18 protein-coding genes and 1 pseudogene are annotated in these 24,544 nt (G+C 70.9%); 6 read left to right on the top strand and 13 right to left on the bottom strand.

The window, feature by feature from the left end; all coding sequences use genetic code 11:
* Nucleotides 1–2: 2 nt before the first annotated feature.
* Nucleotides 3–977 (bottom strand): helix-hairpin-helix domain-containing protein, encoded by a 975-nt coding sequence (locus ACGFYN_RS08110; protein ID WP_393864943.1) that lies wholly within the window; start codon nucleotides 975–977, stop codon nucleotides 3–5.
* Entirely contained in the window at nucleotides 974–4,513 is a 3,540-nt protein-coding gene (locus tag ACGFYN_RS08105; RefSeq protein WP_393864942.1) for a DNA polymerase III subunit alpha, read from the bottom strand. The genes ACGFYN_RS08110 and ACGFYN_RS08105 overlap by 4 nt, the downstream gene beginning before the upstream one ends.
* 134 nt (nucleotides 4,514–4,647) lie before the next feature.
* Here ACGFYN_RS08105 and ACGFYN_RS08100 point away from each other — a divergent pair, with 134 nt between their 5' ends.
* The gene (locus ACGFYN_RS08100; RefSeq protein ID WP_393864941.1) at nucleotides 4,648–5,676 is read left to right on the top strand and encodes a DUF3533 domain-containing protein; all 1,029 of its coding nucleotides are present in this window, start codon (nucleotides 4,648–4,650) and stop codon (nucleotides 5,674–5,676) included.
* A 97-nt stretch (nucleotides 5,677–5,773) separates the two neighbouring features.
* Here ACGFYN_RS08100 and ACGFYN_RS08095 read toward each other — a convergent pair whose 3' ends face one another.
* The 6 genes from ACGFYN_RS08095 to ACGFYN_RS08070 all read right to left on the bottom strand — a co-directional run bounded on the left by ACGFYN_RS08095 (nucleotide 5,774) and on the right by ACGFYN_RS08070 (nucleotide 12,523).
* On the bottom strand, nucleotides 5,774–6,853 hold the full coding sequence (locus ACGFYN_RS08095) for a S1 family peptidase (RefSeq protein WP_393864940.1): 1,080 nt from the start codon (nucleotides 6,851–6,853) through the stop codon (nucleotides 5,774–5,776).
* A 232-nt stretch (nucleotides 6,854–7,085) separates the two neighbouring features.
* Entirely contained in the window at nucleotides 7,086–8,009 is a 924-nt protein-coding gene (locus tag ACGFYN_RS08090; RefSeq protein ID WP_393864939.1) for a slipin family protein, read from the bottom strand.
* A 164-nt stretch (nucleotides 8,010–8,173) separates the two neighbouring features.
* Nucleotides 8,174–9,073 carry a S1 family peptidase gene (locus tag ACGFYN_RS08085; RefSeq protein ID WP_393864938.1) on the bottom strand — a complete coding sequence of 300 codons (900 nt, stop codon included), beginning with the start codon at nucleotides 9,071–9,073 and terminating at the stop codon, nucleotides 8,174–8,176.
* A 166-nt stretch (nucleotides 9,074–9,239) separates the two neighbouring features.
* Nucleotides 9,240–9,860, bottom strand: a complete 621-nt coding sequence (locus ACGFYN_RS08080) for an ATP-binding cassette domain-containing protein (RefSeq protein ID WP_393864937.1) — start codon at nucleotides 9,858–9,860, stop codon at nucleotides 9,240–9,242.
* Between the two features lie 51 nt (nucleotides 9,861–9,911).
* The gene (locus tag ACGFYN_RS08075) at nucleotides 9,912–11,669 is read right to left on the bottom strand and encodes an FAD/NAD(P)-binding protein (protein ID WP_393864936.1); all 1,758 of its coding nucleotides are present in this window, start codon (nucleotides 11,667–11,669) and stop codon (nucleotides 9,912–9,914) included.
* Nucleotides 11,666–12,523: an amino acid ABC transporter permease gene (locus ACGFYN_RS08070; protein WP_393864935.1), complete on the bottom strand. Its 858-nt coding sequence runs from the start codon at nucleotides 12,521–12,523 to the stop codon at nucleotides 11,666–11,668. The genes ACGFYN_RS08075 and ACGFYN_RS08070 overlap by 4 nt, the downstream gene beginning before the upstream one ends.
* A 391-nt stretch (nucleotides 12,524–12,914) precedes the next feature.
* Here ACGFYN_RS08070 and ACGFYN_RS08065 point away from each other — a divergent pair, with 391 nt between their 5' ends.
* Nucleotides 12,915–13,865 carry an ABC transporter substrate-binding protein gene (locus ACGFYN_RS08065; protein ID WP_393864934.1) on the top strand — a complete coding sequence of 317 codons (951 nt, stop codon included), beginning with the start codon at nucleotides 12,915–12,917 and terminating at the stop codon, nucleotides 13,863–13,865.
* On the opposite strand, the gene ACGFYN_RS08060 is transcribed toward ACGFYN_RS08065, so the two are convergent.
* Complete coding sequence (locus ACGFYN_RS08060) at nucleotides 13,855–14,490, bottom strand: ATP/GTP-binding protein (protein WP_393864933.1); 636 nt, start codon at nucleotides 14,488–14,490, stop codon at nucleotides 13,855–13,857. The genes ACGFYN_RS08065 and ACGFYN_RS08060 overlap by 11 nt on opposite strands.
* A 98-nt stretch (nucleotides 14,491–14,588) precedes the next feature.
* Nucleotides 14,589–15,752 carry a DUF5685 family protein gene (locus ACGFYN_RS08055; RefSeq protein WP_393864932.1) on the bottom strand — a complete coding sequence of 388 codons (1,164 nt, stop codon included), beginning with the start codon at nucleotides 15,750–15,752 and terminating at the stop codon, nucleotides 14,589–14,591.
* A gap of 328 nt (nucleotides 15,753–16,080) precedes the next feature.
* Here ACGFYN_RS08055 and ACGFYN_RS08050 point away from each other — a divergent pair, with 328 nt between their 5' ends.
* Nucleotides 16,081–16,521 carry a cell division protein SepF gene (locus ACGFYN_RS08050; RefSeq protein ID WP_393864931.1) on the top strand — a complete coding sequence of 147 codons (441 nt, stop codon included), beginning with the start codon at nucleotides 16,081–16,083 and terminating at the stop codon, nucleotides 16,519–16,521.
* 37 nt (nucleotides 16,522–16,558) lie between these two features.
* Here ACGFYN_RS08050 and ACGFYN_RS08045 read toward each other — a convergent pair whose 3' ends face one another.
* Both ACGFYN_RS08045 and ACGFYN_RS08040 read right to left on the bottom strand, forming a co-directional pair.
* Complete coding sequence (locus tag ACGFYN_RS08045) at nucleotides 16,559–17,749, bottom strand: acyl-CoA dehydrogenase family protein (protein ID WP_393864930.1); 1,191 nt, start codon at nucleotides 17,747–17,749, stop codon at nucleotides 16,559–16,561.
* Nucleotides 17,750–17,845: 96 nt separating this feature from the next.
* Nucleotides 17,846–19,456, bottom strand: a complete 1,611-nt coding sequence (locus ACGFYN_RS08040) for an MFS transporter (RefSeq protein WP_393864929.1) — start codon at nucleotides 19,454–19,456, stop codon at nucleotides 17,846–17,848.
* Between the two features lie 260 nt (nucleotides 19,457–19,716).
* On the opposite strand from ACGFYN_RS08040, the gene ACGFYN_RS08035 reads away from it, so the two are divergent.
* Together ACGFYN_RS08035 and ACGFYN_RS08030 are read left to right on the top strand one after the other, a co-directional pair.
* Nucleotides 19,717–20,985, top strand: coding sequence for a mannosyltransferase family protein (locus tag ACGFYN_RS08035; protein ID WP_393864928.1), 1,269 nt, complete (start codon nucleotides 19,717–19,719; stop codon nucleotides 20,983–20,985).
* A gap of 239 nt (nucleotides 20,986–21,224) precedes the next feature.
* Nucleotides 21,225–22,256 carry a phosphatase PAP2 family protein gene (locus ACGFYN_RS08030; protein WP_393864927.1) on the top strand — a complete coding sequence of 344 codons (1,032 nt, stop codon included), beginning with the start codon at nucleotides 21,225–21,227 and terminating at the stop codon, nucleotides 22,254–22,256.
* Nucleotides 22,257–22,347: 91 nt separating this feature from the next.
* Here the strand turns inward: ACGFYN_RS08030 and ACGFYN_RS08025 are convergent, their stop codons facing one another.
* Nucleotides 22,348–22,563, bottom strand: a complete 216-nt coding sequence (locus ACGFYN_RS08025) for an I78 family peptidase inhibitor (RefSeq protein ID WP_393864926.1) — start codon at nucleotides 22,561–22,563, stop codon at nucleotides 22,348–22,350.
* A gap of 426 nt (nucleotides 22,564–22,989) precedes the next feature.
* Here ACGFYN_RS08025 and ctaD point away from each other — a divergent pair.
* Nucleotides 22,990–24,519 (top strand): annotated as a pseudogene (gene ctaD, locus ACGFYN_RS08020) (cytochrome c oxidase subunit I); the annotation flags it as partial.
* Between the last annotated feature and the right edge of the window lie 25 nt (nucleotides 24,520–24,544).

The raw sequence follows: 24,544 nt of genomic DNA, 5'->3' as shown, positions 1-24,544 counted from the left end.
GGCTACGCCACCATCGCCCCCGGCATCACCGCCCGCGGTCCGAACTTCGCCCGTACGCGGTCCGTCACCTCCTCGATGCGGCGGACCTTCTCGTCCACCGGGTCGAAGGTGAGCTGGTAGGAGGACTGTTCGGCGGGGGCGAGGGACTCGGCGCGCAGGACCAGCGCCCGGACCCGGGCACGCTGGAGGCCGAGGGACTCGTACATGTCGTAGGCCGTCCTGGTCAGGGCGGCGGAGTGGGCGGTGGGTTCCTTCAGGGTGCGGGTGCGGGTCGTCGAGGTGCGGTCGGCGTAGCGCACGGTGAGGGTGAGCGCGCCGCAGACCTTGCCGAGGGCGCGCAGCCGGGTGCCCAGTTCCTCGGCGGCGGACAGCAGCGCGCGGCGGTGCCGCTCCGGGGACAACTCGTCGCGGGTGAAGGGGCGTTCGGTGGCCAGGGAGCGCGAGACGGCGTTCGGGACGACGCGGCCGCGGTCCACGCCGTTCGCCTTCTCGTGCAGGTCGCGGGCCGTCTTCGCACCGATCAGGCGCTGGAGCGTGGCGAGCGGTGCCGCGGCGACCCGGCCCAGGGTGTCGAGACCGTAGTCGCGCAGGGTGCGCGCGGTGGCCGTGCCGACGCCGGGGAGCGCGGTGACCGGCCGGCCCGCGAGGAACTCCGCGATGCCGTCCGGGTCTTCGGGCACCGCGCGCGTCACCCCCGGCCGGGCGTCGCGCAGCGCCACTCGGGCCAGCATCGGGCCCGGCCCGGCGCCGATCACGCAGTCGGCGCCGTACAGGGCCAGGGCGCGCACGCGGATCACCGCCGCCAGTTCGACGGCGCTGCGCCCGAAGTACCGCTCGGCACCGCGCAGATCGGCGAGCACGCCGTCCGGCGGCAGCGCCTCGACGACCGGGGTGAACTCCTCCAGGAGCCCGAGCAGCCCCGGCAGGGCCGCCTCGCCCGTCGCAACCGGCTGGAAACGTACGCACAGAATGGTCATCCCGCACTCCCCGGGCTCTGGTGCCACAACTTCCTTCCCACCGCGGGCCCTTCGCCCGCGGGGCGCAGATCCGCCCAGGGGTGCATCTCGTACCCCGTGGACATGCGGATCTTCCGGTCCTCCATCGGGTCGCGGGCCGCGGAGCCCGCGGGTGCCGGCCGCCCGCCGGAACCGGCGAGGCGGGCCGGCGACGAACCGTCACCGTCGGCCGGCGCGGAGCCGTCACCGTCGGCCGGCGCGGAGCCGTCGCCGGCGGGCGGTTCGGCGAGCCGGGCCGCGACCCCGTCGAGCCCTTCCTCGCGGCGCACCTCCAGCAGGTCCGCGAGGTTCCACGCGGCGGAGCCCACCACGCTGAGGCTGCGCGGGCCGCGCCGCTGCACCACTCCACGCACCAGCAGCAGCCAGGAGTGGAAGACGGTGTGGGCGCAGGCGTCGTGGGAGTCGTCGAAGAAGGCGAGGTCGACCAGGCCCGTGCCGTCGTCCAGGGTGGAGAAGATGACCCGCTTGCCGGAGCGGATCGGCGGGGTCTGGGTCGCCGCCTTGGCGCCCGCGACCAGCACCGTCTCACCGTGCCTGGCCTCGCGCAGCCGGCGCGCGGACACCACGCCCAGCTCGTCGAGGAAGGCCCGGTGGTCGTCCATGAGATTGCGCGAGGCGTCCATCGACAGCACCCCCAGTTCGGCGCTCAGCTTCTCCGCCTCCGACAGGTCCGGCAGTCCGGCCGGCGCCGTCTTCCGCCCTCCGGCCAGCGGGAGTTGGCCACCACCCGCGCCCCGGGCGCCCCGGTGCAGCTCGGTCAAGTGCAGTTGCAGATCGCGGCGGTTGGCGCCGAAGGCGTCCAACGCACCGACCTGCGCGAGCCGTTGGGCGAGTGGTCGGCTCGGACGGGCCCGTTCCCAGAAGTCCAGCAGCGAAGCGTACGGCTGCCCCTGCGCGATCCGCGCCGACTCGGCCTCGCTGATGCCGTGCACGTCGGAGAGGGCCAGCCGTAGCCCCCACCGCGCGGGCGATTCAGACACCAGTTCGATAGAGTGTGCGACCGCCGACCGGTTCACGTCCAGCGGCAGCACCGGCACCCCGCGTCGCCGCGCGTCCGCCAGCAGCAGCCGCTTGGGATACATCCCGGGGTCGTGCGTGAGCAGGCCCGCATAGAAGGCGGCCGGGTGGTGCGCCTTCAGCCAGGCGGACTGGTAGGTCGGCACGGCGAAGGCGACCGCGTGCGCCTTGCAGAAGCCGTAGCTGCCGAAGGCCTCGACGATCTCCCAGGTACGCCGAATCGTTTCTGCGTCATATCCGCCGGCCGCCGCGTGCTGCGCGAACCACACCTTGATCCGGCCCTGGGACTCGGGGTCCGACAGCCCACGCCGCACCCGGTCCGCCTCGCCGCGCCCGCAGCCGGTCATGACGGCGACGATGTCGATGATCTGCTCGTGGAAGACGACGACGCCGTACGTCCCCTCCAGCGACTCCCGCAGGTCCGGGTGCGGGTACCTGACCGGCGCCCGCCCGTGCCGCGCCTCGATGAACGGCCGCACCATGTCGGCGGCGACCGGACCGGGCCGGAAGAGCGAGATGTCGACGACGAGGTCGTGGAAGGTGGCCGGCTGGAGCCGTCCCACCAGGTCCCGCTGGCCCGGCGACTCGATCTGGAAGCAGCCCAGCGTCTCGGTGGACCGGATGAGTCGATACGTCGCCGGATCGCCGTCCCGCAACGAGTCCAGATCGACCCGCTCCCCCGTCGCCCGCTCCACCTCGGCGACCGCGTGCGCCATCGCCGACTGCATCCGTACGCCGAGCACGTCGAGCTTGAGCAGCCCGAGGTCCTCCACGTCGTCCTTGTCGAACTGCGACATGGGCAGCCCCTCGCCACTGCTCGGCACGACCGGCGTACGGGAGAGGAGGGAGGCGTCGGACAGCAGCACTCCGCAGGGGTGCATGGCGACTCCGCGCGGCAGGGCGTCCAGCGCCTCGACCAGTTCCCAGAGCCGCCCGTACCGCTGCTTCTCCCCTGCCAGCGCCTTGAGTTCGGGCAGTTCGTCAAGCGCCGCGCGGGCGTCGCGGGCGCGGATGTGCGGGAAGGACTTGGCGATGCGGTCGATCTCGGCCGGGTCCATGGACAGGGCCGCGCCGACGTCACGGATCGCGTGCCGGACCCGGTAGGTCTCCGGCATCGCGACGGTCGCGACCCGTTCCTCGCCGAACCGGCCGATGATCGCGCGGTAGACCTCCAGCCGGCGCGCGGACTCCACGTCGATGTCGATGTCGGGGAGCACGACCCGCTCCTTGGACAGGAAGCGCTCCATCAGCAGCCCGTGCTCGACCGGATCGGCGTTCGCGATGCCGAGGAGGTGGTTGACCAGGGAGCCCGCGCCCGAGCCGCGCGCCGCGACCCGGATGCCCATGTCCCGTACGTCGTCCACCACTTGAGAGACCGTCAGGAAGTACGAGGCGAAGCCGTGGTGGGCGATGATGTCCAGCTCGTCGTGCATCCGCTCCCAGTACGCGCGCCTGCCCGCGTAACCGTGCCGCACCATCCCGGCCGCCGCCCGTGAGGCCAGCGCCCGCTGGGCGGTGCGGCGGCCCGCGCCGACGAGGTGCGCCTCCGGGAAGTGGACGGCGCCCATGCCGAGGTCGTCGTCGGGGTCCACCAGGCACTCGGCGGCCGTCGCCCGCGTCTGCTCCAGCAGCCGGTGGGCGGTGTCGCGCCGGTAGCCCGCGGCCTCCACGATCCGCTCGGCCGCGTGCCGCATGGCGCCCGCGTCCTTGAGCCACGCCTCCCCGGAGTCCAGCTCCTTCGCCGGGTCGACCGGGACCAGCCGGCGGGCCGCGTCCAGCACGTCGGCGACCGGGCCGAGGCCCGGGTCGGCGTAGCGGACGGCGTTGCTCAGCACCGGGCGGACGTGCTGCTCGGCGGCGAAGCCGACGGTGCGGGCGGCCAGGCGCAGGGAGCCGGGACCGGTGCCCTTGCGGCCGTGCCAGACGACCTCCAGGCGCAGGGCGTCGCCGTAGATCTCGCGCCAGGGAGCGAGGAGCTTCGCGGCCCGGTCCGGGCGCCCCGCGGCCAGCGCGAGACCGACGTCGGAGGCGGGGCCGAGCAGGACCGTCAGACCGTCGGCGTGGTTGCCGGCCCAGGGCAGCAGGGGCGGGCCCTCCGCCACATGGGCCGCGCTGACCAGCCGGCACAGGTCGGCCCAGCCGCGGGCGCCGTCCCGGGCGAGGAAGGTGACGCGGGGTGCCGACTCGTCGATGAAGACGCCGCCACGCACGGGGGTGCGGCGCCTTTCCCGTCGTACGGAATCGTCCTCCCGCATCCGTGCGGGCTGCTCCACCGCCAGATCGACGCCGAACAGCGGACGGACGCCCGCCTTCGCGCAGGCCTTGGTGAAGCGGACCGTGCCGGCGAGGGTGTCGCGGTCGGTGAGCGCGAGGGCGTCCATGCCCCGCTCGGAGGCACGCTCCGCCAGCCGCTCCGGGTGCGAGGCGCCGTAGCGCAGGGAGTACCCGGAGACGGTGTGCAGATGGGTGAAGCCTGGCACCCGCACCTCCTGCTGTCGAACATCAGTTCCCGACTACCCCACCCCCACCATAGACCAAAAATCGAATACTTGTACGACAACCGTTCGGCCCCCTCCCACCTGCGGAAACGTCCGCCACCTCGGACTGTGGGGACATGACACAGAGGACCTTTCTCGCCGAGGCGCGGGACGCGGTCAGCCCGCGCGCCACGCTGCTGGTCATCGGTGTGATCGCCCTCCAGCTGCTGTTCATCGCCTCCTACGTGGGCGCGCTGCACAACCCCAAGCCCAAGGACGTGCCCTTCGGGGTGGTGGCGCCCGCGGCCGCGGCGCAGCAGGCGGTGACCCGGCTGGAGCAGCTGCCCGGCTCGCCGCTGGACCCACGGGTGGTCGCCGACGAGGCGGCGGCCCGGAAGCAGATCCTGAACCGGGACATCGACGGCGCGCTGCTGATCAATCCGGCGCGCACCACCGACACGCTGCTGGTCGCCAGTGGCGGCGGCACGGTCCTCGCGAACACCCTGGCGAGGTACCTCACCGTCCTGGAGGCCTCCCAGCAGCGGACCCTGCGGACCGTCGACGTGGCGCCGGCCTCGTCCGAGGACTTCGACGGGCTGTCGTCCTTCTACGTGGTCGTGGGCTGGTGCGTGGGCGGCTATCTGTGCGCGTCGATCCTGGCGATCAGCTCGGGCGCGCGGCCCGCCAACCTGAGCCGCGCGGCGATCCGGCTGCTCGTGATGGCGCTCGTCTCGATCGTCGGCGGGCTCGGCGGGGCGGTGATCGTGGGGCCGATCCTGGGCGCACTGCCGGGGAGCGTCATGGCCTTGTGGGGGCTCGGCGCGCTCGTCACCTTCGCGGTCGGGGCGGCGACGCTCGCGCTCCAGGGGCTGTTCGGGATCATAGGCATCGGCCTGGCGATCCTGATCGTGGTGGTCGCGGGCAATCCGAGCGCGGGCGGCGCCTTCCCGCTGCCGATGCTGCCGCCGTTCTGGAAGGCGATCGGGCCGGCGCTGCCACCGGGCGCCGGCACCTGGGTGGCACGCTCGATCGCCTACTTCGAGGGCAACGCCACCACCGGCGCCCTGCTGGTGCTGTCCGCGTGGGCGGCGGCCGGGATCGTGATCACGCTGCTGGCGGCGGGGCTGCGGGCACGGCGCGCGCAAACCGCCACATCAGTGACGTAGTGCCAGAAACCGAGCACAATCGCGGCGGTAGCGCCGTGGCGCGCGAAAGTCCCGCCCCTCGCGCGCGGGGCGGGACGTCGCAGGCACAGCCGAGCGGTCAGCCGATCTGGGCGCCCTCGGCCGACAGAGCCTCGGTCACCGGCTGGAAGAAGGTCTCGCCGCCGGCGCTGCAGTCGCCGCTGCCGCCGGAGGTGAGGCCGATGGCCGACTCGCCGTCGAAGAGCGAGCCGCCGCTGTCGCCGGGCTCGGCGCAGACGTCGGTCTGGATGAGGCCGTTGACCGTGCCCTCCGAGTAGTTCACGGTGGCGTTCAGGGCCTTGACCGTGCCGTCGTGCACCTGGGTGGTCGAGCCGCTGCGCTGGACCTTCTCGCCGACCGTGGCCTCGGCGGCCTTGGTGATCTTCTGCGTCGAGCCGTTGTAGAGGTCGACCTCGCTCGGGTGGTCCGTGTTGCCGGTGTACTTCACCAGGCCGAAGTCGTTGTCCGGGAACTGGGAGTCGGCGTTCTCACCGATCTGGTTGCCGCTGGAGTCCGACCAGGTCTTGATGGCGTCGGTGCAGTGGCCTGCGGTGAGGAAGTACGGCGCGCCGCCCTTGGTCACGTTGAAGCCGAGCGAGCAGCGGCCGCCGGAGCCGGAGATGGCGTCACCGCCGGCGATGAAGGGCTTGAACTCCCCCTTCGTGCGCTTGACTTCGGCCTTGGCGCCGAGTCCGTCGACGACCTTGCCGAGCTTGGCCCACGCGGCCTTGGACACGGTCCTGTCGGCGATGACGACGACCTTGTTGCTGACGGGGTCGGTCGACCAGGACGTGCCGGGAATGGTGGCGTCCTTGGTCAGCGTCGTACGGGCGCTGTTGAGCTCGGCGAGGGAGTTCCGGACGATTCTGGCCTTGGCGCCCGCCGCCTCGACGGTCTTGGCGGCGGTCCCGTTCAGGACGTTCACCACGAGGCTCTTCGCCTTCGCGTCGTAGAACGTGCCGGCCGCGTCGGTGCCGAGGTCCTTGCCGAGGGTCGAGGCGAGCTTTCCGGCCGCCACGGCCGACAGGGTCTGGGGCGCGGAGGCCTTCGGGGCCTCACTGGCGTTCGCAGTCTGGAAGGTGACTGCCGCGGCGACGAGCGCGGTGGCGCCCGCACCTGCCACGACAAGACGGCGCTTGGGTATGCGTCGGTGCTTCAACTGACGTCCTCCTGTGGGGGGTCGGTCCGGGAAGTTGTGGGGACCTCACGGACCGGAAGGCGTTGAACAGCGCCCACTATCCCCAGGCCCACAGGGAGCACACAAGGGCTTCTTCGAGACGCGCGTAGAACGTGCGTTATGCGCCCCCATATTTTTGACAGTGCACGGTCATCTCGGGGCTGTTCGCTGTGCAAACGCTACGAACGAGTAATCAATGCGCGCTCGTCACGGTCTAGCCCTGTCCGGAATTCGACCCTTCGGGGCCCCCATCCAAGTGGGTCTCCGACGCAGGCAGTTGCTCCTGCACCGGTTGCTGCGCGATCTGGGGCGGTGTCTGCTGGGGCGCCGCGACCGCCTGCTGAGGTGCCGCGACCGCCTGCTGAGGGGGCCCGGAAGCGTGCTGCGCCTTCTCCAGGAACCGCAGCAGCTCCACCGGGAACGGCAGGACGAGCGTGGAGTTCTTCTCGGCGGCGACCGCCGTCACCGTCTGCAGCAGCCGCAGTTGGAGGGCGGCCGGCGTGTCCGCCATCTGCTGCGCGGCCTCGGCGAGTTTCTTCGAGGCCTGGAGTTCGGCGTCCGCGTTGATGATGCGGGCCCGGCGCTCCCGGTCGGCCTCGGCCTGCCGTGCCATCGACCGCTTCATGGCCTCGGGCAGGGACACGTCCTTGATCTCGACCCGGTCGATGGTGACGCCCCACTCCACCGCCGGGCTGTCGATCATCAACTCCAGCCCCTGGTTGAGCTTTTCGCGGTTGGAGAGCAGGTCATCCAGCTCGCTCTTGCCGATGATGGACCTGAGCGAGGTCTGCGCCATCTGCGCGACCGCGAACCGGTAGTCCTCGACCCGCACGATCGCCTCGGACGGCCCGGTCACCTTGAAGTAGACGACGGCGTCCACCCGGACCGTGACGTTGTCCCGGGTGATGCCCTCCTGCGCGGGCACCGGCATCGTCACGACCTGCATGTTGACCTTCTGGAGCCGCTCCACGAACGGCACGATCATCGTGAAGCCCGGCCCGCGCACCTCGGAGCGGAGCCTGCCGAGCCGGAACACCACGCCCCGTTCGTACTGTTTGACGACTCGCGCGGCGGCCATCAGGTACATCGCTCCGGCGGACGCGAGGACCACTCCCGTGGCCACCAGCTCCTCGACCATGTCGGCCCCCAGGGTCCGAAGTGGGCGTATGGCAGAGACGTCGAGACAGAGGCGTACTGCCTGTACTTCGAAGGTAACTCCCCGGTGCGGACAAGGGCGAGCCCCCGCACTGCAGTTGCTGCGGGGGCTCGCCTGCTGCCTGATGCGTGGGCCGGGACGGCTCGTCAGCCGACACTCACGCCGTAGTAGCTCAGCGCCTCGGTGACCGGCTGGAAGAAGGTCGTGCCGCCGGAGGTGCAGTTGCCGCTGCCGCCGGAGGTCAGGCCGTACGCCGTCGAACCGCCGTACAGCGGGCCGCCGCTGTCGCCGCCCTCGGCGCAGACCGTGGTCTGGATCATGCCGTAGACGACGTCGCCGCTGCCGTAGTTGACCGTGGCGTTCAGCGCGGTGACCCGGCCGCTGTGGGTGCCGGTGGTGGAGCCGCGACGGTAGACCGTCGTGCCGACACTCGGGGTGGCCGCGCGGGTGATGGTCTGGCTGCCGACCGCACTCGGGTGCGCGATCGAGGAGTTGGTGTAGCGGACCAGCGCGAAGTCGTTGTTCGGGAAGCTGTAGCCCACGTTGGTGCCCAGCACCGTGGTGTGGCCGGAATTGGAGTACCAGGTGGACGCGACCTGACCGCAGTGGCCGGCGGTCAGGAAGTAGTAGGTGCTCCCGCTGTGCACGTTGAAGCCCAGGGAGCAGCGGTACTGGCCGCCGTAGATCGCATCGCCGCCGGTGATCAGCTTCTTGAACGTGCCCGGCGTGTGCTTGATGGTCAGGGCGCCGGAGTTGCTGCCGGCCTGCCGCTTGATCTTGGCGATCTCGGCCTTGGAGACCGTGCTGTCGACGGTGACCACGACACGGTTGGTCTTGCCGTCGACGGCCCAGGCGGTGCCCGGGACATCGGCCTTGAGCACCGAGGCGTCGGCGCTCTTGAGCTGGGTGGTGCTGAAGGGCGTGGCGGTGGACGCGTTCGCGCTGGGGACCGCGACAGCGGCGGCGGCCACGAGACCGGTGGTGACGGCGATCAGCCGGGTCCGTCTCGCAATACCGCTGCGGGGGGTGGTGCGCTTGATCCTCACTTCGTTCCTCCCAGGGGGAAGTCGGGGGGCCCGCGTGGGGTCGGGGCCCCGTGAGGCGCAGCCAGGACGCACAACGTCCGGGTTTCGGACAAGCCGTGCTCCTGACAAGCGCTTGCCGGGAGTATTCGGCCGACCGGCCGGTAGGCGCAAGGGTGCCTTTCGGCCGTCAAGCGTTGAACGAACTACGGGTTCCGGCCGTCCGGGCTCCGGCGAGGCCCAGGTCCTCCCTGAGCGTGCCGCCCGGACAGAAGGTGCGGAACGGACCGCGGTGCTGGAGCAGGGCCACCGTTTTGTTGACCAGTCGCTCCAGGTCACGGTGTTCGAAGAGCGCGAAGTGGAAGCCGTCGACGATGCCGTTCGCGTGCCAGGTGCCGATCAGCTCGGCGAGGTCCACGGGGCCGCCGCGGCAGCGCGGGCCCCGCGCGGTCGGCCGGGGGGGGGCCGCGACCGCCGTGTCCCGGGGCGGCCGCGTACTCGCCGTCTCCCAGATCGACCAGCAGGCTCGCGAGGACGCGCAGGGAGTCGGGGTCACGCCCGAACCCCGCCGCCGTACGGCGGAGTTGCTCCCGCACCGGCGGGCGGCCTGCGCGGCGCTCGCGACCCGCAGGGCGCCCTGGCCCACCTTCTCCAGATGGTTGATGGTGCGCAGCAGCGTCGACTTGCCTGAACCGGACGGCCCGAGCACGGCGGTGACCCCGCCGGCGCGCACGCGCAGATCGATCCCCTTGAGCACCTCGAGCGGACCGAAGCTCTTGCGTACGGACCTGATGTCGACCATGACGCTCATCGCGGGACTTCTTGCAGTCAGGGGGAGTTGGGCCGGGGAAGGCCGGGGTTGTCATGCGGCCGCGCGGGAGGTGAGTCCCGCAAGGAGGCGCAGCGCGGCACGTGCGGTGGCGTCGTTCTGCCGGAACGCCGGGCCCCCGGTGCGTGGTCTGGTGAAGGCGCCGGGTGTGCGGCCGTCGGTATAGGGGCCGAGCGCGAACCTCCTGGGGTGCGGTCGCCCGGACCGGTCGAGGATCCGCCCGTCGGCGGGGTCCACCCGGAGCAGTCCGTCGGGTGTCTCGGCGGCACCCTCGGCGTGCAGCTCACGCAGCAGGGTGTCCCCGGCCCGTCCGACGGTGGGTTCGGGCAGCCGCGCCTCGACCAGGGCCCGCGCCTCCACGACATGCCCCGGCACGGTGGCGCCCGACGCCCGGAACACCCCGTCCTCGGCATCGACGGTCATGCCCGCGCCAAGGAAGTTCAGGACACCGGCGCGGGAGAGCGCCGGCATCCTCCGCAGTCTCGGTCCCGGCGGCCCGGAGGCGAGATAGCTGAAGAACCCGTGCCACCAGGGGCCGATGCCGCGAAGCCGGACCAGCTGACCGTAGACGGACAGCAGACCCAGGAAGACGGCCAGGTCCGGGCTGTGTTCGGCGTCGTGACGTCTGTTCAGGTCCCGCTCGACGTAGCCGCGCAGCCCCTCCTGGAGCTCGTCGAAGGAGCGGTACCGCACCCCGTCCAGCGGATGGTCGAGCGCGTCCAGGTCGAGCCGGTCCGCGGGGTCGGGCACCGCCGATGCCACGAGCGCCTCCCGCTCGGCCGCGCCGGACGCGGCCGCGTACTTCTCCTCGAAGTCGGTCCAGGCGACGACCGTCCGCTCCGGATGCGCGGTGAACAGCCGGTGGTAGTGGGCGAACCCCAGCTCCTTCTCCACCAGCGGCCACACGTCCTGCCGGAAGTCGAACCCCTTGGGCCGCGCGAGCAGGGCGTCGACCTCGGCCGGCCCGAAGAAGCGCGGCAGCGGCGGCCGTTCGCCGGTCCAGTCGTAGCCGATCTTCGAGTGGTACGGCACTCCGCGCCGCGAGCCGACGTACAGCACCGGCTCCCGCCCCGAGGGCACGTAGGTGTCGCCCTCGTAGCGCCCGCCCCGGCCCTCGGTCAGCAGCACCATCAGGTCGACGAAGGCGAGCCCGAACCCGCGCACGAGAACTGGTTCGCCGGCCTTCAGCGAGGACAGGTCGGTGTCGGCGGTGAAGTCGGGCGGCAGGTGGACCAGACCGTGGGTGCGCGCGTACGTCGCCAACTCGCTCTGCTCACCCGCGAGTTCGGCGTCCAAATGACCGAGCGCGAGCACGACGAGATCCGCCGGGAGCGGGCGCGGGAGGCCCTCCAGCCACACCTGCTGACGCCCCTCGGGCGGGCCGCCGATCCGCAGCGCGCGCCGCGCATGGTGGTGCACGGTGACGTCCGGGGGCAGCGCGGCGACGGCCCGTTCGTGGACCCAGCGCAGATACGACCCCTGCATCTGCCGGTCGGCGAAGACGCGGCCGTCGATGCCGGCCCACTCGTGCAGGGTGGGGCCCTCACGCACAGGGCCCTCCATGGCCACGGTCTCGTCGGTGAACATGGTGACGTCCTCGGCGTGCGAGTTCATCCACAGCAGCGGTGACTGCGCGGTGCGCCAGATGCGCCCGGCGCCCGGCGGATGGGGGTCGACCAGATGGATGTCGAGGCCCGAACCGGCGTACAGCTCGGGCGCGTTGGCGGCGATCCGCTCGATCAGGCCGGTCCCCCGCGGGCCGGCCCCGACGATCACCAGGGAGGGCCTCATCGCGCCCGCTCCGAACCCCGGGCGTAGTGCCTCTCCACGTAGTACTGACCGACGCCGAGCACGGAGGTGACGACCGTGTACCAGAGGGTGGCCACCATCAGGAGCGGGATGACCTGGTAGGTGCGGTGGTAGACCAACTGGGCGGAGAACAGCAGGTCGTTGACCGCGATCACGCTCACGATGGAGGTGCCCTTGAGGGCACCGATCAGCATGTTGCCGGCGGGCGGCACGATGGAGCGCATGGCCTGCGGCAGGACGATCCGCCACCACCGGCGCCACCGGCTCAGCCCGAGCGCCTGGGCGGCCTCGATCTGGCCCCGGTCGACGGACAGGATGCCGCCGCGCACCACTTCGGCGGCGTACGCGGCCTCGTGCAGGGTGAGGCCGACGACGGCCACCGCGACCGGTCCGAGCAGATCGACCGTCTTCACGCCGAACAGCTCCGGGTACAGCGCCCCGATGTTGAACCACAGCAGCAGCTGCACCAGGACCGGTATCGACCGGAACAGCCAGACGTACCCCCAACTCACGCTCCGAAGAACGGGGTTGGCGGAGAGGCGGGCCGCCGCGAGCAGCGCGCCCAGCGCGAATCCGAGCACCATGACGACGGTGGTCAGCCACAGCGTGAGCCACAGTCCGCGCAGCACGGAGTCCGTCGTGAAGTAGTCGGCGACGACGCCCCACTGGAACGCCTTGTTGCGCAGGACGGAGTTGACGGCGAGACCGAGGAGCGCCAGGACGACGACGGCGGCCGCCCACTGGCCGTATCGGCGCTGCGGCACGATGCGTGGGGATTCCGCGTGCGTCCGGGACGGCGGGACGGCGGGAAGGTGGGCAAGGGTGTCGGAAGACATGCGAAGGCTCCGGGACATGGGTCGCGGGTGATGCCTTCACACGGATGCGGCCGAGCCCCTCAGCAGGGCCGCCCGTCGAGACTACGGGTGCGTTTCCCCTCGCTGTCAAGGCTGTCCGAACTATGAGCAGTACGTCTCACGCCAGTTGACGCCCCACCGGATGCCTGTTCCACTTGGCCCATGCATCCACAGCAGTGGCTGGTCAAGCGCTCCCACATCGACTTCGGTCGCGTGTGGTCCTCTTCGTGTTGAGCTGACCCCCTGCTCCGCCGCCCCTGATGTTCCGGGGCGCGCTTTCGCGTTCTCCTTCCTCGCCTTCACGCGCACCCCCTGCCTTCACACGCACCCTCCCCTCGCTCAGCGTTCCTCGCTCCCAGGAGACCGCTCTGCCATGCGCACACCCCTGCATGCCCGAAACAGGCTCATCACCCCCTTTGTTCTGATCACCGCGGCGACTCTGCTCCTCACGGCCTGCGGCTCGGGTCCGGGTGACGCCACCGACGCCGTGGGCGCGGCGGCCGCGTCCGACAAGGTCCCCACCACGGACGTGGTCTCCGCCGTGCACAAGGACGAAGCGGCAGCCGGGCTGCTGCCCGCGGACGTCAGGAGCCTGACGGTCGCCATCAGCGTCGGCGGCACCCCGCCCGGCACCACCTACCTGTCCGACGGAAAGACCCTGACCGGCCAGGACGTCGACTTCGCGCACGCCGTGGCCAAGGTGCTCGGCATCCGACTCAGGACCGAGCAGGCCGGCTTCGAGGCGATCCTGCCGGCCCTCGACAGCGGCAAGTACGACTTCGGCGCGAGCAACTTCGGCGTCACCGACGAGCGCCGCAGGACCATCGACTTCGTCACCTACGTCAACGACGGCCAGGGCTTCGCCACCCGCAAGGACAGCAAGCTGTCCAAGGTCACGGACCTGAGGCAGCTGTGCGGCCTGGACGTGGCGACCGGCGCGGGCACCACCTTCGAGGCGACGCTGGAGGAGAACAAGAAGGTGTGCACGGACACCGGCAGAAAGCCGTACCGGGTGCAGACCTACGGCGAGCAGGGCGCCCTGTGGTCCTCGCTCCAGCAGGGCCGCAGCGATGTCGTGATGTCCACCATCAACGGCCTGCGTTATGCGGTGGCCCATCAGGACGGTGTGAAGTTCCTCAACGAGTACCACCGGCTGGACGTGGGCTACGCGTTCAAGAAGGGCACGAAACTGGCCCCCGCTTTCCAGGCCGCGGTCAACAAACTGATCGCCGACGGGACTTACCGCAAGATCCTCGAGAAGTGGGGCACCACGGGTTCTGCGATCAGGACATCGCAGATCTCCCCGCCGGAACTCAGGAACTGACCGACGGGACTTCGGCCGGCCGCGCCCTTCGACGCATCGTCACCGCCCGTTTCCCGGGCGCGGCCCGGACCCCCAGCACCCGGTCCATCAACGCACCCAGAACATCCCGTACCGAATCCCTGTCACGCGCGTCGCATTCGAGCACCGGCACCTCCCGGCGAAGCCCGAGAATCTCCCGGACCTCCTTCAGTCCGACCCGCTCGGCGTCGTCGAACCGATTCACGGCGAGCACGAACGGCACACCCCGGTCCTCGAAATAGTCGAGGGCCGCAAAGCATTCCTCGATCCGCCGGGTGTCGGCGAGCACCACCGTCCCGAGCGCGCCCTCCGCCAGTTCCTCCCACATGAACGAGTACCGCCGCTGCCCGGGCGTCCCGAACAGATACAGCGCGATCGACGGATCGAGGGTGATCCGCCCGAAGTCGAGCGCGACGGTCGTGGTCGTCTTGGACTCGACCCCGTCGAGCGAGTCGACGCCCACCGACACCTGCGTGATCGCCGCCTCCGTGTCCAGCGGTTCGATCTCCGAGATCGCCTTGATGAACGTGGATTTGCCGACCCCGAGTCCCCCGCTCACCACGACCTTGACGGCGAGCGGGACGGTCCTGTCACAGCGGCCGGGCATGGTCCCAGATCCTTTCGAGCGGCCGGACGGTTCGACGTCCTCAACCAGCTCTACGTCTCAGGGGAGTTCACCGTTCACCGCGGCACCTCACATCCCGGTCAGCAGCTGCAGTCGCACCCGCAGTCGCAGCAATCGCAGCCGTCACAGCAGTCGCAGTCACAGCAGTTGCAGCAGTCACAGCAATCGCCGCAGTCCGCGTCGTTGCACAGACCTTCCTTGCGCTCACGGCTCCACGGGTCGTTGTACTCGCCGCAGCACATCTGGCACGTACAGGCCAGCCCCGCCCACACGGCGCAGCCCGCAAGCAGCCCGCGCCGGTCGCGCCGCGGCGGCCCCGGGGGCAGCCCCGGACCGCCGGGCGGCGCATACGACCCCGCCGGTGACGGCGCCGAACCGTGCCCGCACGAGGCCGTACCGAAGGCGCGGTCCACGGAGCTGCGCAGTTCGTGCACGAGCAGCCGGTGCGCCAGCTTGCCGTCCGTGAACTCCACTTCGCGCAGCGCGAGCCGTATCCCGTGCAGGGCGTCGCCGGCGAGCCGCCGGGCCTGTTCGAGCGAGGTCCCGGTCGCGGCCAGGGGATTCCAGGCACCCGACGCGGCGTCAGCCTCCTTGTCCTCCACGGCGTCCAGCAGGTGCGCGAGCCGCCCGAACAGCCGCCCGGCCTCGGCGAGCGGCTCGGCGTTGCCCGGCCGCCTCGCGAGCACGGCGGTGTGCGCGAAGGCGGCGCCGGTCGCCGTCTCGGTCGGCTCGGTCACCGTGAGGATCGGCGTTCCGGGCCCGGCGAGCGCTTCGATGCCGATCTGCCGGTCCACGGCATCCACCAGGACGGCCGTGTCGAACCCGACGTCGGATCCCGTACGGGCGCCCGCCGCACCCCAGCTCGACGCCACCCGGCGCGCGGCGAGCGCCACCGGCCTGCGCGCCAGCAACCCGTCCCCGTCGGCGACGTGATCACGCACCTTGGCCGAGGCGAGCACCAGCGAGACGGCCGCCGCGAGCCGCGCCCCCTCACCCTGTGCGACGGAGGCGGTTCGCATCCCGCGCAGCGGGCAAGGGCCCGCCGTACGCCGCCAACTGCCCGCCCGCTCGGCCTGAGCCTCCGTCAGAACCGAGATCAGCAAGCCGTCGTAGTTGGTCACGACGCGCGCGAACTGGCCGTGATCCTTGCGCAGTGCGAGACACAGCCCGCACAAATGCGCCATCCATTGGGACTTGAGGCTCTCACCGAGCCGATGACGACAGGGCCTGACTATTCCGAACATGACGATCTCCCCCGTGACATGCGCCATCCGATGCGGCCGATCAGGCTGTTACGGCTGATGCGGCTTTGAGCTGCCGCATCGTATCGACCACCCCGTTCACCCGTACGTCCCAGCCATCACCCGTACGCCGTGAAGAATCATATTTCACTCACAGTCAGCCTCCGCATACTGCACGACCCTTGGGGCACCCGGGCTCTCGACGGATTCGCTCTGCACCAGTACCGTCACAAACCCCCCGTGCGGCGTCTATCCACTTGGCGCGCCAACCGCATCATGGATGACCATAGGGATGCGGAAAGCAGAAGAACCGCTGTGAGAGGAGGCGTCCATGGGATCGGTACGCAAGGCGAGTGCCTGGCTTGGCCTCGTCGACGACAACGATGACGAGCGCTACTACGACGACGACTACTCCGAAGGGACCGAGCAGCCCGGGGATGCCTGGGTCACCGACCCGCGGGTCAAGGTGGCCTCGGACACCGCCGAGGAGAAGGGCCGCCGTATCGGCACGGTGACCCCCGACAGCTTCCGGGACGCCCGCGCCATCGGCGAGCTGTTCCGTGAGGGCGTACCGGTCATCGTGAACCTCACCGCCATGGAGGCCTCCGACGCCAAGCGCGTCGTGGACTTCGCGGCGGGGCTCATCTTCGGCCTGCGCGGCTCGATCGACCGCGTCTCCAACCGCGTCTTCCTGCTGACTCCGGCGGACACGGAGATCGTGAGCGGGGAGCCGGCGGCGCGCCGGGCGGACGGATTCTTCAACCAGAGCTGAGGCAGGGCCGCTCACCGGCCCTGCCCCCGCGCAGGGTTCACCGGAAGGCGTCGAGTCCGGTGAGCGCCTTGCCCAGCACGAGCTGGTGCATCTCGACGGTGCCTTCGTACGTCAGCACCGACTCGAGGTTGGTCGCGTGCCTCATGACGGGGTATTCGAGCGAGATCCCGTTGGCGCCGAGAATGGTGCGCGCCGTACGGCAGATCTCGATCGCCTCCCGCACGTTGTTGAGCTTGCCGAAGCTGACCTGCTCGGGACGCAGGCGGCCGGCGTCCATGCGCCGCCCCAGATGGTGGGCGAGCAGAATCCCCTTGTGCAGCTCGACCGCCATGTCGGCGAGTTTGGCCTGGGTGAGCTGGAACCCTCCGATGGGCCGCCCGAACTGCTCCCGCGACTTCGCGTAGTCGACGGCCGCCTCGAGACAGCTGCGCGCCGCGCCCATGGCTCCCCAGACGATGCCGTAGCGGGCGTGCGAGAGACAGCTGAGCGGGCCCTTCAGGCCGACGACCTCCGGCAGCACGGCGTCGGCGGGCAGCCGTACGTCGTCCATGACGAGTTCGCTGGTGACGCTGGCGCGCAGTGACCACTTGTGCTTGATCTCGGGCGCGGAGAACCCGGCGCTGTCGGTGGGCACCACGAACCCGCGGATGCCGTCGTCGGTCTGCGCCCAGACGACGGCGACACCGGCCACGGAACCGTTGGTGATCCACATCTTGCGCCCGTTGAGCACCCAGTCGCCGCCGTCGCGCTTGGCGTACGTCCGCATCGAGGCGGGGTCGGACCCGTGGTCCGGCTCGGTCAGCCCGAAGCACCCGATGACCTCGCCGGCGGCCATGCGCGGCAGCCACTGCTGCTTCTGCTCCTCGCTGCCGAACCGGTGGACGGCGTACATCGCGAGCGAGCCCTGCACGGAGACGAGGGAGCGGATGCCGGAGTCGGCGGCCTCCAGCTCCAGACAGGCGAGGCCGTACTGCACGGCGCTCGCGCCCGCGCATCCGTACCCGGTGAGGGACATGCCGAGCGCGCCCAGAGCGCCGAGCTCCTTCGCGAGCTCGCGGATGGCGGGCAGTTCGCCCTGCTCGTACCACTCGGCCACATGGGGCAGCACACGGTCGGCCGCCCAGGAGCGCACGGTGTCCCGGACGGCGAGGTCCTCCGGCTCCAGCAGGTCGTCGATGCCGAGCGGGTCGGCGGGGTCGAACGGGGGCAACTTCGCGGACGCGGCCATGGGGACACCCTCCGACACTGATAAAAACTAGCAGCGCTAGTTAGATTCCGGAGCCGACGTTACGACGCAGTGTCCCGTACGTCCAGTGCCTCCGGCTCACGCGGAGACGCGGGAGTCCGCCATCTCCCTCTCCCTCGGCGCGGGCAGCTCCACCTTCGGTGCCGCCTCCTCGCCGCACTGCATGATCCGCGGCAGCCGCAGCGCCATGACCGCGCCCAGGAGCAGCAGGCCCGCGCTCACCAGCAGCGTCACATGCAGCCCGTGCACGAAGGAGTCCCGGGCGGCCCGGCGCAGCGCCACTCCGACCGGCCCGCCAAGGCGCCCGGCTACGTCGTACGCCTCCCCCAGCGAGTGACTCGCCGCGGCCGAGGCGTCCGACGGGACACCGAGGACGGACGACAGCCCCGGCGCGTACGCCGCGTTCATCACGCTGCCGAGCAGCGCTATGCCGATACCCGCACCCAGCTGGTACGACGTCTCGCCCACGGCCGCCGCCCCACCGGCCTGAGCCGGCGGCGCCTCGCTCAGCATCGACTCGTAGGCGCCGAAGAGCGTGGTCTCCAGGCCGAACCCCAGGACGACGAAGGCGGAGACCAGCAGGCTCGGGTTGTCCGTGCCGCCCATCGCCGTCAGCAGCAGCACCGAGACGGCCGTCAGGCAGAACCCGAAGCTCACCATCCGGCGCGGTCCGAACCGCCGCAGCATCCGCGCCCCCGCGAGCCCCGCGGCCATCGCGGCGAACGTCAGCGGCAGCAGCCGCAGGCCCGTCTCCAGCGGCGACAGCTCCAGCACCAGCTGGAGGTACTGCGCCGCGATCAGTTCCAGTCCGACCAGGGCGAGCATGGCCAGGACGATGCAGCCAACCGACGTGCTGAAGGCGGGCCGGGCGAACATGCCGAGGTCCACCAGCGGATGCGCACGGCGGCGCTGCCGTCGTACGAAGAGGACCAGCAGCACCGCGCCCACGACGAGCGGCACCACGGTGAGGACGCCCAGCTCGCCGCCACCGAGGCGCTTCACGCCGAAGACCACGCCGAAGAGCCCGGCCGCGGCGGTCAGCGCGCCGACCACGTCCCAGGGACCGTCGGCGGCGCCCCTGGACTCGGGCAGCAGGAGCCGGCCCACCGGCAGGCTGACCAGCATCAGCGGGATGTTGACGAGGAAGACCGAGCCCCACCAGAAGTGCTCCAGCAGGAAGCCGCCGAGCAGCGGGCCGACCGCCGCGCCGACCGCGGCGACCGCGCTCCAGACACCGATCGCGAGCGCCCGCTCACGCCGGTCGGGGAAGACCTGGCGGAGGATCGAGAGCGTCGCGGGCATGATCATCGCGCCGCCGACGCCGAGCAGCGCCCGGGCCAGGATCAGGACCTGCGGGTCGTGGGCGAGCGCCGCGAGGGCGGAGGCGACGCCGAACAGGCCGTATCCGAGGAGAAGGATGCGTCTGCGGCCGACCCGGTCACCGAGCGTGCCGAAGAGGATCAGCAGCGAGGCGCAGACGAGGGGGTAGATGTCGACGATCCAGAGCAGCTCTATCGCGCCGGGCTTGAGGTCCTCGGTGACGGCGGGCACCGCCACGTGCAGCACGGTCGCGTCGACCGCGACCAGCAGCAGGCTCACACAGAGGACGACGAGGACGACCCAGCGGTTGGCACCGGCCCCGGCCGCCCGGCGGCGCAGCGCAGCGGCGGCCGTGGTCGTCCCGGACATGTACGTACCTCCCAGATGTTCCCTCGCGGTCGGCGGGCACACGGGGTGGGGACTCCCCGGGACTCGGCCGGAGAGAAGCGGTGGTCTCCGGCCCGCGCATCGAAGGCGAGTGACTCGTCAGAGTACGCGCATTCCCGCCGGGGTCACGTGGCGGACCTCTCAGAGTTCGCACGGACTCGTGTGTCATACGCCACTTCTCCGTCCCTTTCGCCCACGCCCCGCCGGGTTCACCGGTTGCGGCGCCGCCGATAATCGAGCCCGTGACCGATCTTGCGACGCGTACGGCGCTTCCCCGCGATCCCCGCGCCGGGGCCCTGCGCCGTGCGGCCCCGGCCCTCCTCGGGTACGCGGCCGTGCGCGCCCTGGGCCTGGCCGTGCTGGCGGTGTGGAGCGCCGCGCGGGGCAAGAGCGCGTACACGCTGCTGACCGCCCGCTGGGACGCGCTCTGGTACACCCGGGTCGCCGATCTCGGCTACGGCTACGAGGTGCGGCTGCCGAACGGCGACGTGCACTCGAATCTGGCCTTCTTCCCGCTGCTGCCCTGGCTCGAGCGGCTGCTGCACGCGGCCACGCCCCTGTCGTACGCGGACGCCGGCTTCACCGTCGGCCTGCTCGCCTCGCTCGCGGCGGCCTGGGGGATCTTCGCGGTCGCGGACCATGTGTACGGCCGCAGGGCGGGGATCGGCGCCGTGCTGCTGTGGGCCGTGCTGCCGGTGGGGATCGTGCAGTCGATGGCGTACAGCGAGTCGCTGTTCACCGCGCTCGCCGCCTGGTCGCTGTACGCGGTCCTGACCGGCCGCTGGCTGACCGCGGGCACGCTCGCCGCGCTGGCGGGGCTGACCCGGCCGGTCGGGCTCGCCGTCGTCGCCGCGGTGTGGGCCGCCGGCGTCGCCTCGTTCGGGCGAGAGCGGAGCACCGAGGAGGCGGGCGCCGCCCGCGCCGGCGAACGCGCCCCCACGCTGCCCACGGACGGCTCGGCGGGGCGCGCCACGACATCCGAGAGCGCGTCGGACGCCTCGCACGCCCCCGGTGTCGCCCGCCGCGCCGCGGCGATGCTCGTGGCCCCGCTGGGCGCCGCGGGCTACGTCCTGTGGGTCGGCCACCGCACCGGCAAGGGCCCGCTGGGCTACCTGGACGTGCAGGCGGGCTGGCGCAACGGCTTCGACGGCGGCGCCGCCTTCGCCCGCTTCGTCGCCGACAAGTTCACGTCGTTCCCGTCGGCCCTCGCGGGCGTCGGCCTGATCGTCGGGGTCGCCCTGGTGGTCTGGCCGTATGTCGTCTGCGTACGGCAGCGCCAGCCGCTCCCACTGCTGGTGTACGCGGGCGTGGTCACTGCACTGGCCCTGTGCGCGTCGAGTTATTTCGGCTCGAAGCCGCGCCTGCTGCTGCCGGCCTTCCCGCTGCTGCTGCCGCTCGCCCTGGCCCTGGCCCGGCTGCGCGCCTCCCGGTCGGCGCTGGTGGTGGGCGGTGTCGCGGTGGCATCGGCCGTCTACGGAGCGTTCTGGCTCAACGGCTCCGGTCCCCCATGATCGACTCGCCGGATCCCGGTGAGCACACGGGGAAATCCGCCCCAGCATTCGGTGAACGAATTCATAAGTCCCATAAAACTGATTCGCAGAATGATCAAAGGAATTGAAGGGACCCGGGGCCCGGCATTACGGATTCCTTGGAGATAAAGCGGCTACTGAGAGGAATCCCACATCACATCGTCATCACAAAGCCACTGATTCGCCGGAGAACTGAGCTCACTCGCTGTAACGTCGATTGGGTGCGTACCGAACGAAACCTCACCCGTCTGGACCGGGTGTTCGCCAGACTGGACCGGGAGCCGGAACGCCCGGCCCTCATCGATGTGCCGAAGATGAGCAGGCACCGGGTCGCGTTGCTGACCGGTGCCCTGGCCTTCTACCTGGCCATCGTGTGGGCCGTGGTGACCACCTCCTGGCTGGTCCGCCTGGACTGGCAGGTCATGTTCTTCCGGCCGTACCAGCAGTGGGCGCATATCCACTGGTTCGTCGACTACTACGTGGTGCTCGGCCAGCGCGGCCCCACCGCGGTGATGGTCGCGGCCTGGCTGGGCTGGCGTTCCTGGCGGCAGCACACGCTGCGCCCGCTGTTGACGCTGGGCACCTCGCTGCTGCTGCTGAACATCACGGTCGGCGCCGCCAAGCTCGGCATGGGCCGCCTGGGGCCGCATTACGCGACCATGATCGGCTCGAACGAGATGGGCCTGGGCGGCGATATATTTCCGAGCGGTCACACCGCGAACGCCGTGGTGACCTGGGGAATCCTGGCCTACCTGGCCTCCACCCCCAGAGCCCGCCGCTGGCTGTCCGCCCTGTCCGCGCTCACCGCGCTGGGCGTCGGGATGGCCACGGTCTACCTGGGTACGCACTGGCTGAGCGACGTGCTCCTCGGCTGGGCCGCCGGCCTGCTGATCCTGCTGGCCCTGCCCTGGTGCGAGCCGCTCATCGCCCGCGCCGAGGTCGGTCTCTTCGACCTGCGCGACCGCTGGCGCGCCCGCGGCACCGCCCCGGCCCCGGCCCCGGCCCCGGCCGCTCCGGTCAGCAGCCCGGTGCTGCTCCAGCCGCGTGCCACCGCGCCGCAGGACGAGGCCGCCGCGCGCGGCACGTCCGCGGCCCGCGCGGCCCGGCAGGCGATCCATCTGGCCCCCGGCCCGCACACGACCCGTTCGGAGCGCACGCCGGTCACCCCGGCGGGCAGCCGCCGCCCGCCGCACTCGGACCGCGTCCCGCGCGGCGCGACCACCTCGACGGCCCGCCCCGTGACGGGCGCCTGACCGTCCACCGACAGCGGGGTCGGTACGCACAACCCACCCCCGCACGGCGAAGGCCCCGGTTCCGTCCAGGAACCGGGGCCTTCGCCCTGTGTCAGCCCTTCCAGGACCGCACCACGCGGTCGTCCTTCACCTCGAAGTTCAGCCGGCCCACGCGGTACTCCATCGTGATGATCGCCCCCGGCGGCAGGGAGCGGACCGTGGACCATCCGCGTTCCCGTGCGCGCCGCTCGGCGCCGGCCGCGTCGAGGCCGACGTACGCGTCCAAATCGTCCTGGGGCTCCGCCGGCGGAGTGGGAATCGGTGCCATGCCGCCACGCTAGGCCCTGTCCGGCGGACAGGGAAGCGGAGGTCGTCCCACGGCCCCCGCATCCCCCTCCGGTCACACTTCTGTCACAGGATCACGACATGCGTTTCGGCCCGCCGGCGTCACACGTACGGGCGCATCCGTACGCCTTCCGCAGGCAATCCAACGTAATTTACGCGTGTCGCGACAGCTCTTCGAAAACCCCGTCGGAAAGTGCCCGGAGAACTGCCCCGGACTTCTTTCCCGGCCGAATCCCGACGGGTCGGCGGAAGCTGACACCGCATAGGAAATGCACGGCTTCAGCACAGAACCCCCGCACGCACCCTGTCGGAGTGTGCGGGGTCGCGAGCATCATGGCGTGAGCTCGCGATCGGGCAGGCGCGGGCGTCGGCGGACCCGGGGCGCGACGAGCGAAGGGGCGAGCGAGCGATGGGGACCCAGACCGTGCAGGCGGCGACGCGACCCGCGCAGATCAGCGGGCACGGGCGGCTGATCGTCGACTGGCTGACGACCACCGACCACAAGAAGATCGGGCACCTCTATCTGATCACGTCGTTCGTGTTCTTCCTGATCGGTGGGGTGATGGCGCTGCTGATGCGCGCCGAACTGGCCCGGCCGGGGCTGCAGATCATGGACAACAACCAGTTCAACCAGCTGTTCACGATGCACGGCACGATCATGCTGCTGCTGTTCGCGACGCCGATGTTCGCGGGCTTCGCCAACGAGCTGATGCCGCTGCAGATCGGCTCCCCGGACGTCGCCTTCCCGCGTCTGAACATGCTGTCGTACTGGTTCTTCCTGTTCGGCGGCCTGATCGTGCTCAGTTCGCTGATCGTGCCCGGCGGTCCCGCCGCCTTCGGCTGGTTCGCCTACGCGCCGCTCAACAGCGAGGTGCGCTCGCCCGGTGTCGGACCCGACCTGTGGATCATGGGGCTCGCGCTGGCCGGCTTCGGCACGATCCTCGGCGCGGTCAACTTCATCACCACGATCATCGGGATGCGCGCCCCCGGCATGACGATGTTCCGGATGTCGATCTTCACCTGGAACACGCTCTTCACGTCGATCCTGATCCTGATGGCGTTCCCGGTGCTCGCCGCCGCGCTGCTGTGCCTGGAGGCGGACCGGCGGTTCGGGGCGCACGTCTTCGACGCGGCCAACGGCGGGGCGCTGCTGTGGCAGCACCTGTTCTGGTTCTTCGGCCATCCCGAGGTGTACATCATCGCGCTGCCGTTCTTCGGCATCGTCACGGAGATCCTCCCGGTCTTCAGCCGCAAGCCGCTCTTCGGGTATCTCACGCTGATCGGCGCGACGATGGCGATCACCGGTCTGTCCGTGGTGGTGTGGGCGCACCACATGTTCGTCACCGGCGCGGTGCTGCTGCCGTTCTTCTCGTTCGTGACGTTCCTCATCGCCGTGCCCACCGGGGTGAAGTTCTTCAACTGGATCGGCACGATGATCAAGGGCTCGCTGTCCTTCGAGACACCGATGCTGTGGGCGAACGGCTTCCTGGTGACGTTCCTGTTCGGCGGTCTGACCGGTGTGATCCTCGCGTCGCCGCCGCTGGACTTCCATGTGTCCGACACCTACTTCGTCGTGGCGCACTTCCACTACGTCGTGTTCGGCACGGTCGTCTTCGCGATCTTCGGCGGCTTCTACTTCTGGTGGCCCAAGTTCACCGGCAAGATGCTGGACGAGCGGCTGGGGAAGGTCCACTTCTGGACGCTGTTCATCGGCTTCCACACCACGTTCCTGGTGCAGCACTGGCTGGGCGCGGAGGGCATGCCGCGCCGCTACGCCGACTACCTCGCCGCGGACGGGTTCACGGCCCTCAACACCGTCTCGACGATCGGCGCCTTCCTGCTGGGCATGTCGACGCTGCCGTTCCTCTACAACGTCTGGAAGACCGCCAAGTACGGAGAGAAGGTCGAGACCGACGACCCCTGGGGCTACGGCCGCTCCCTGGAGTGGGCGACCTCCTGCCCCC

It is taken from the genome of Streptomyces sp. NPDC048419 (assembly GCF_043200415.1).
Taxonomy (GTDB): domain Bacteria; phylum Actinomycetota; class Actinomycetes; order Streptomycetales; family Streptomycetaceae; genus Streptomyces.
Note: the sequence above shows the minus strand (reverse complement) of the source record. Positions and strands in the feature narration are given on the sequence as shown.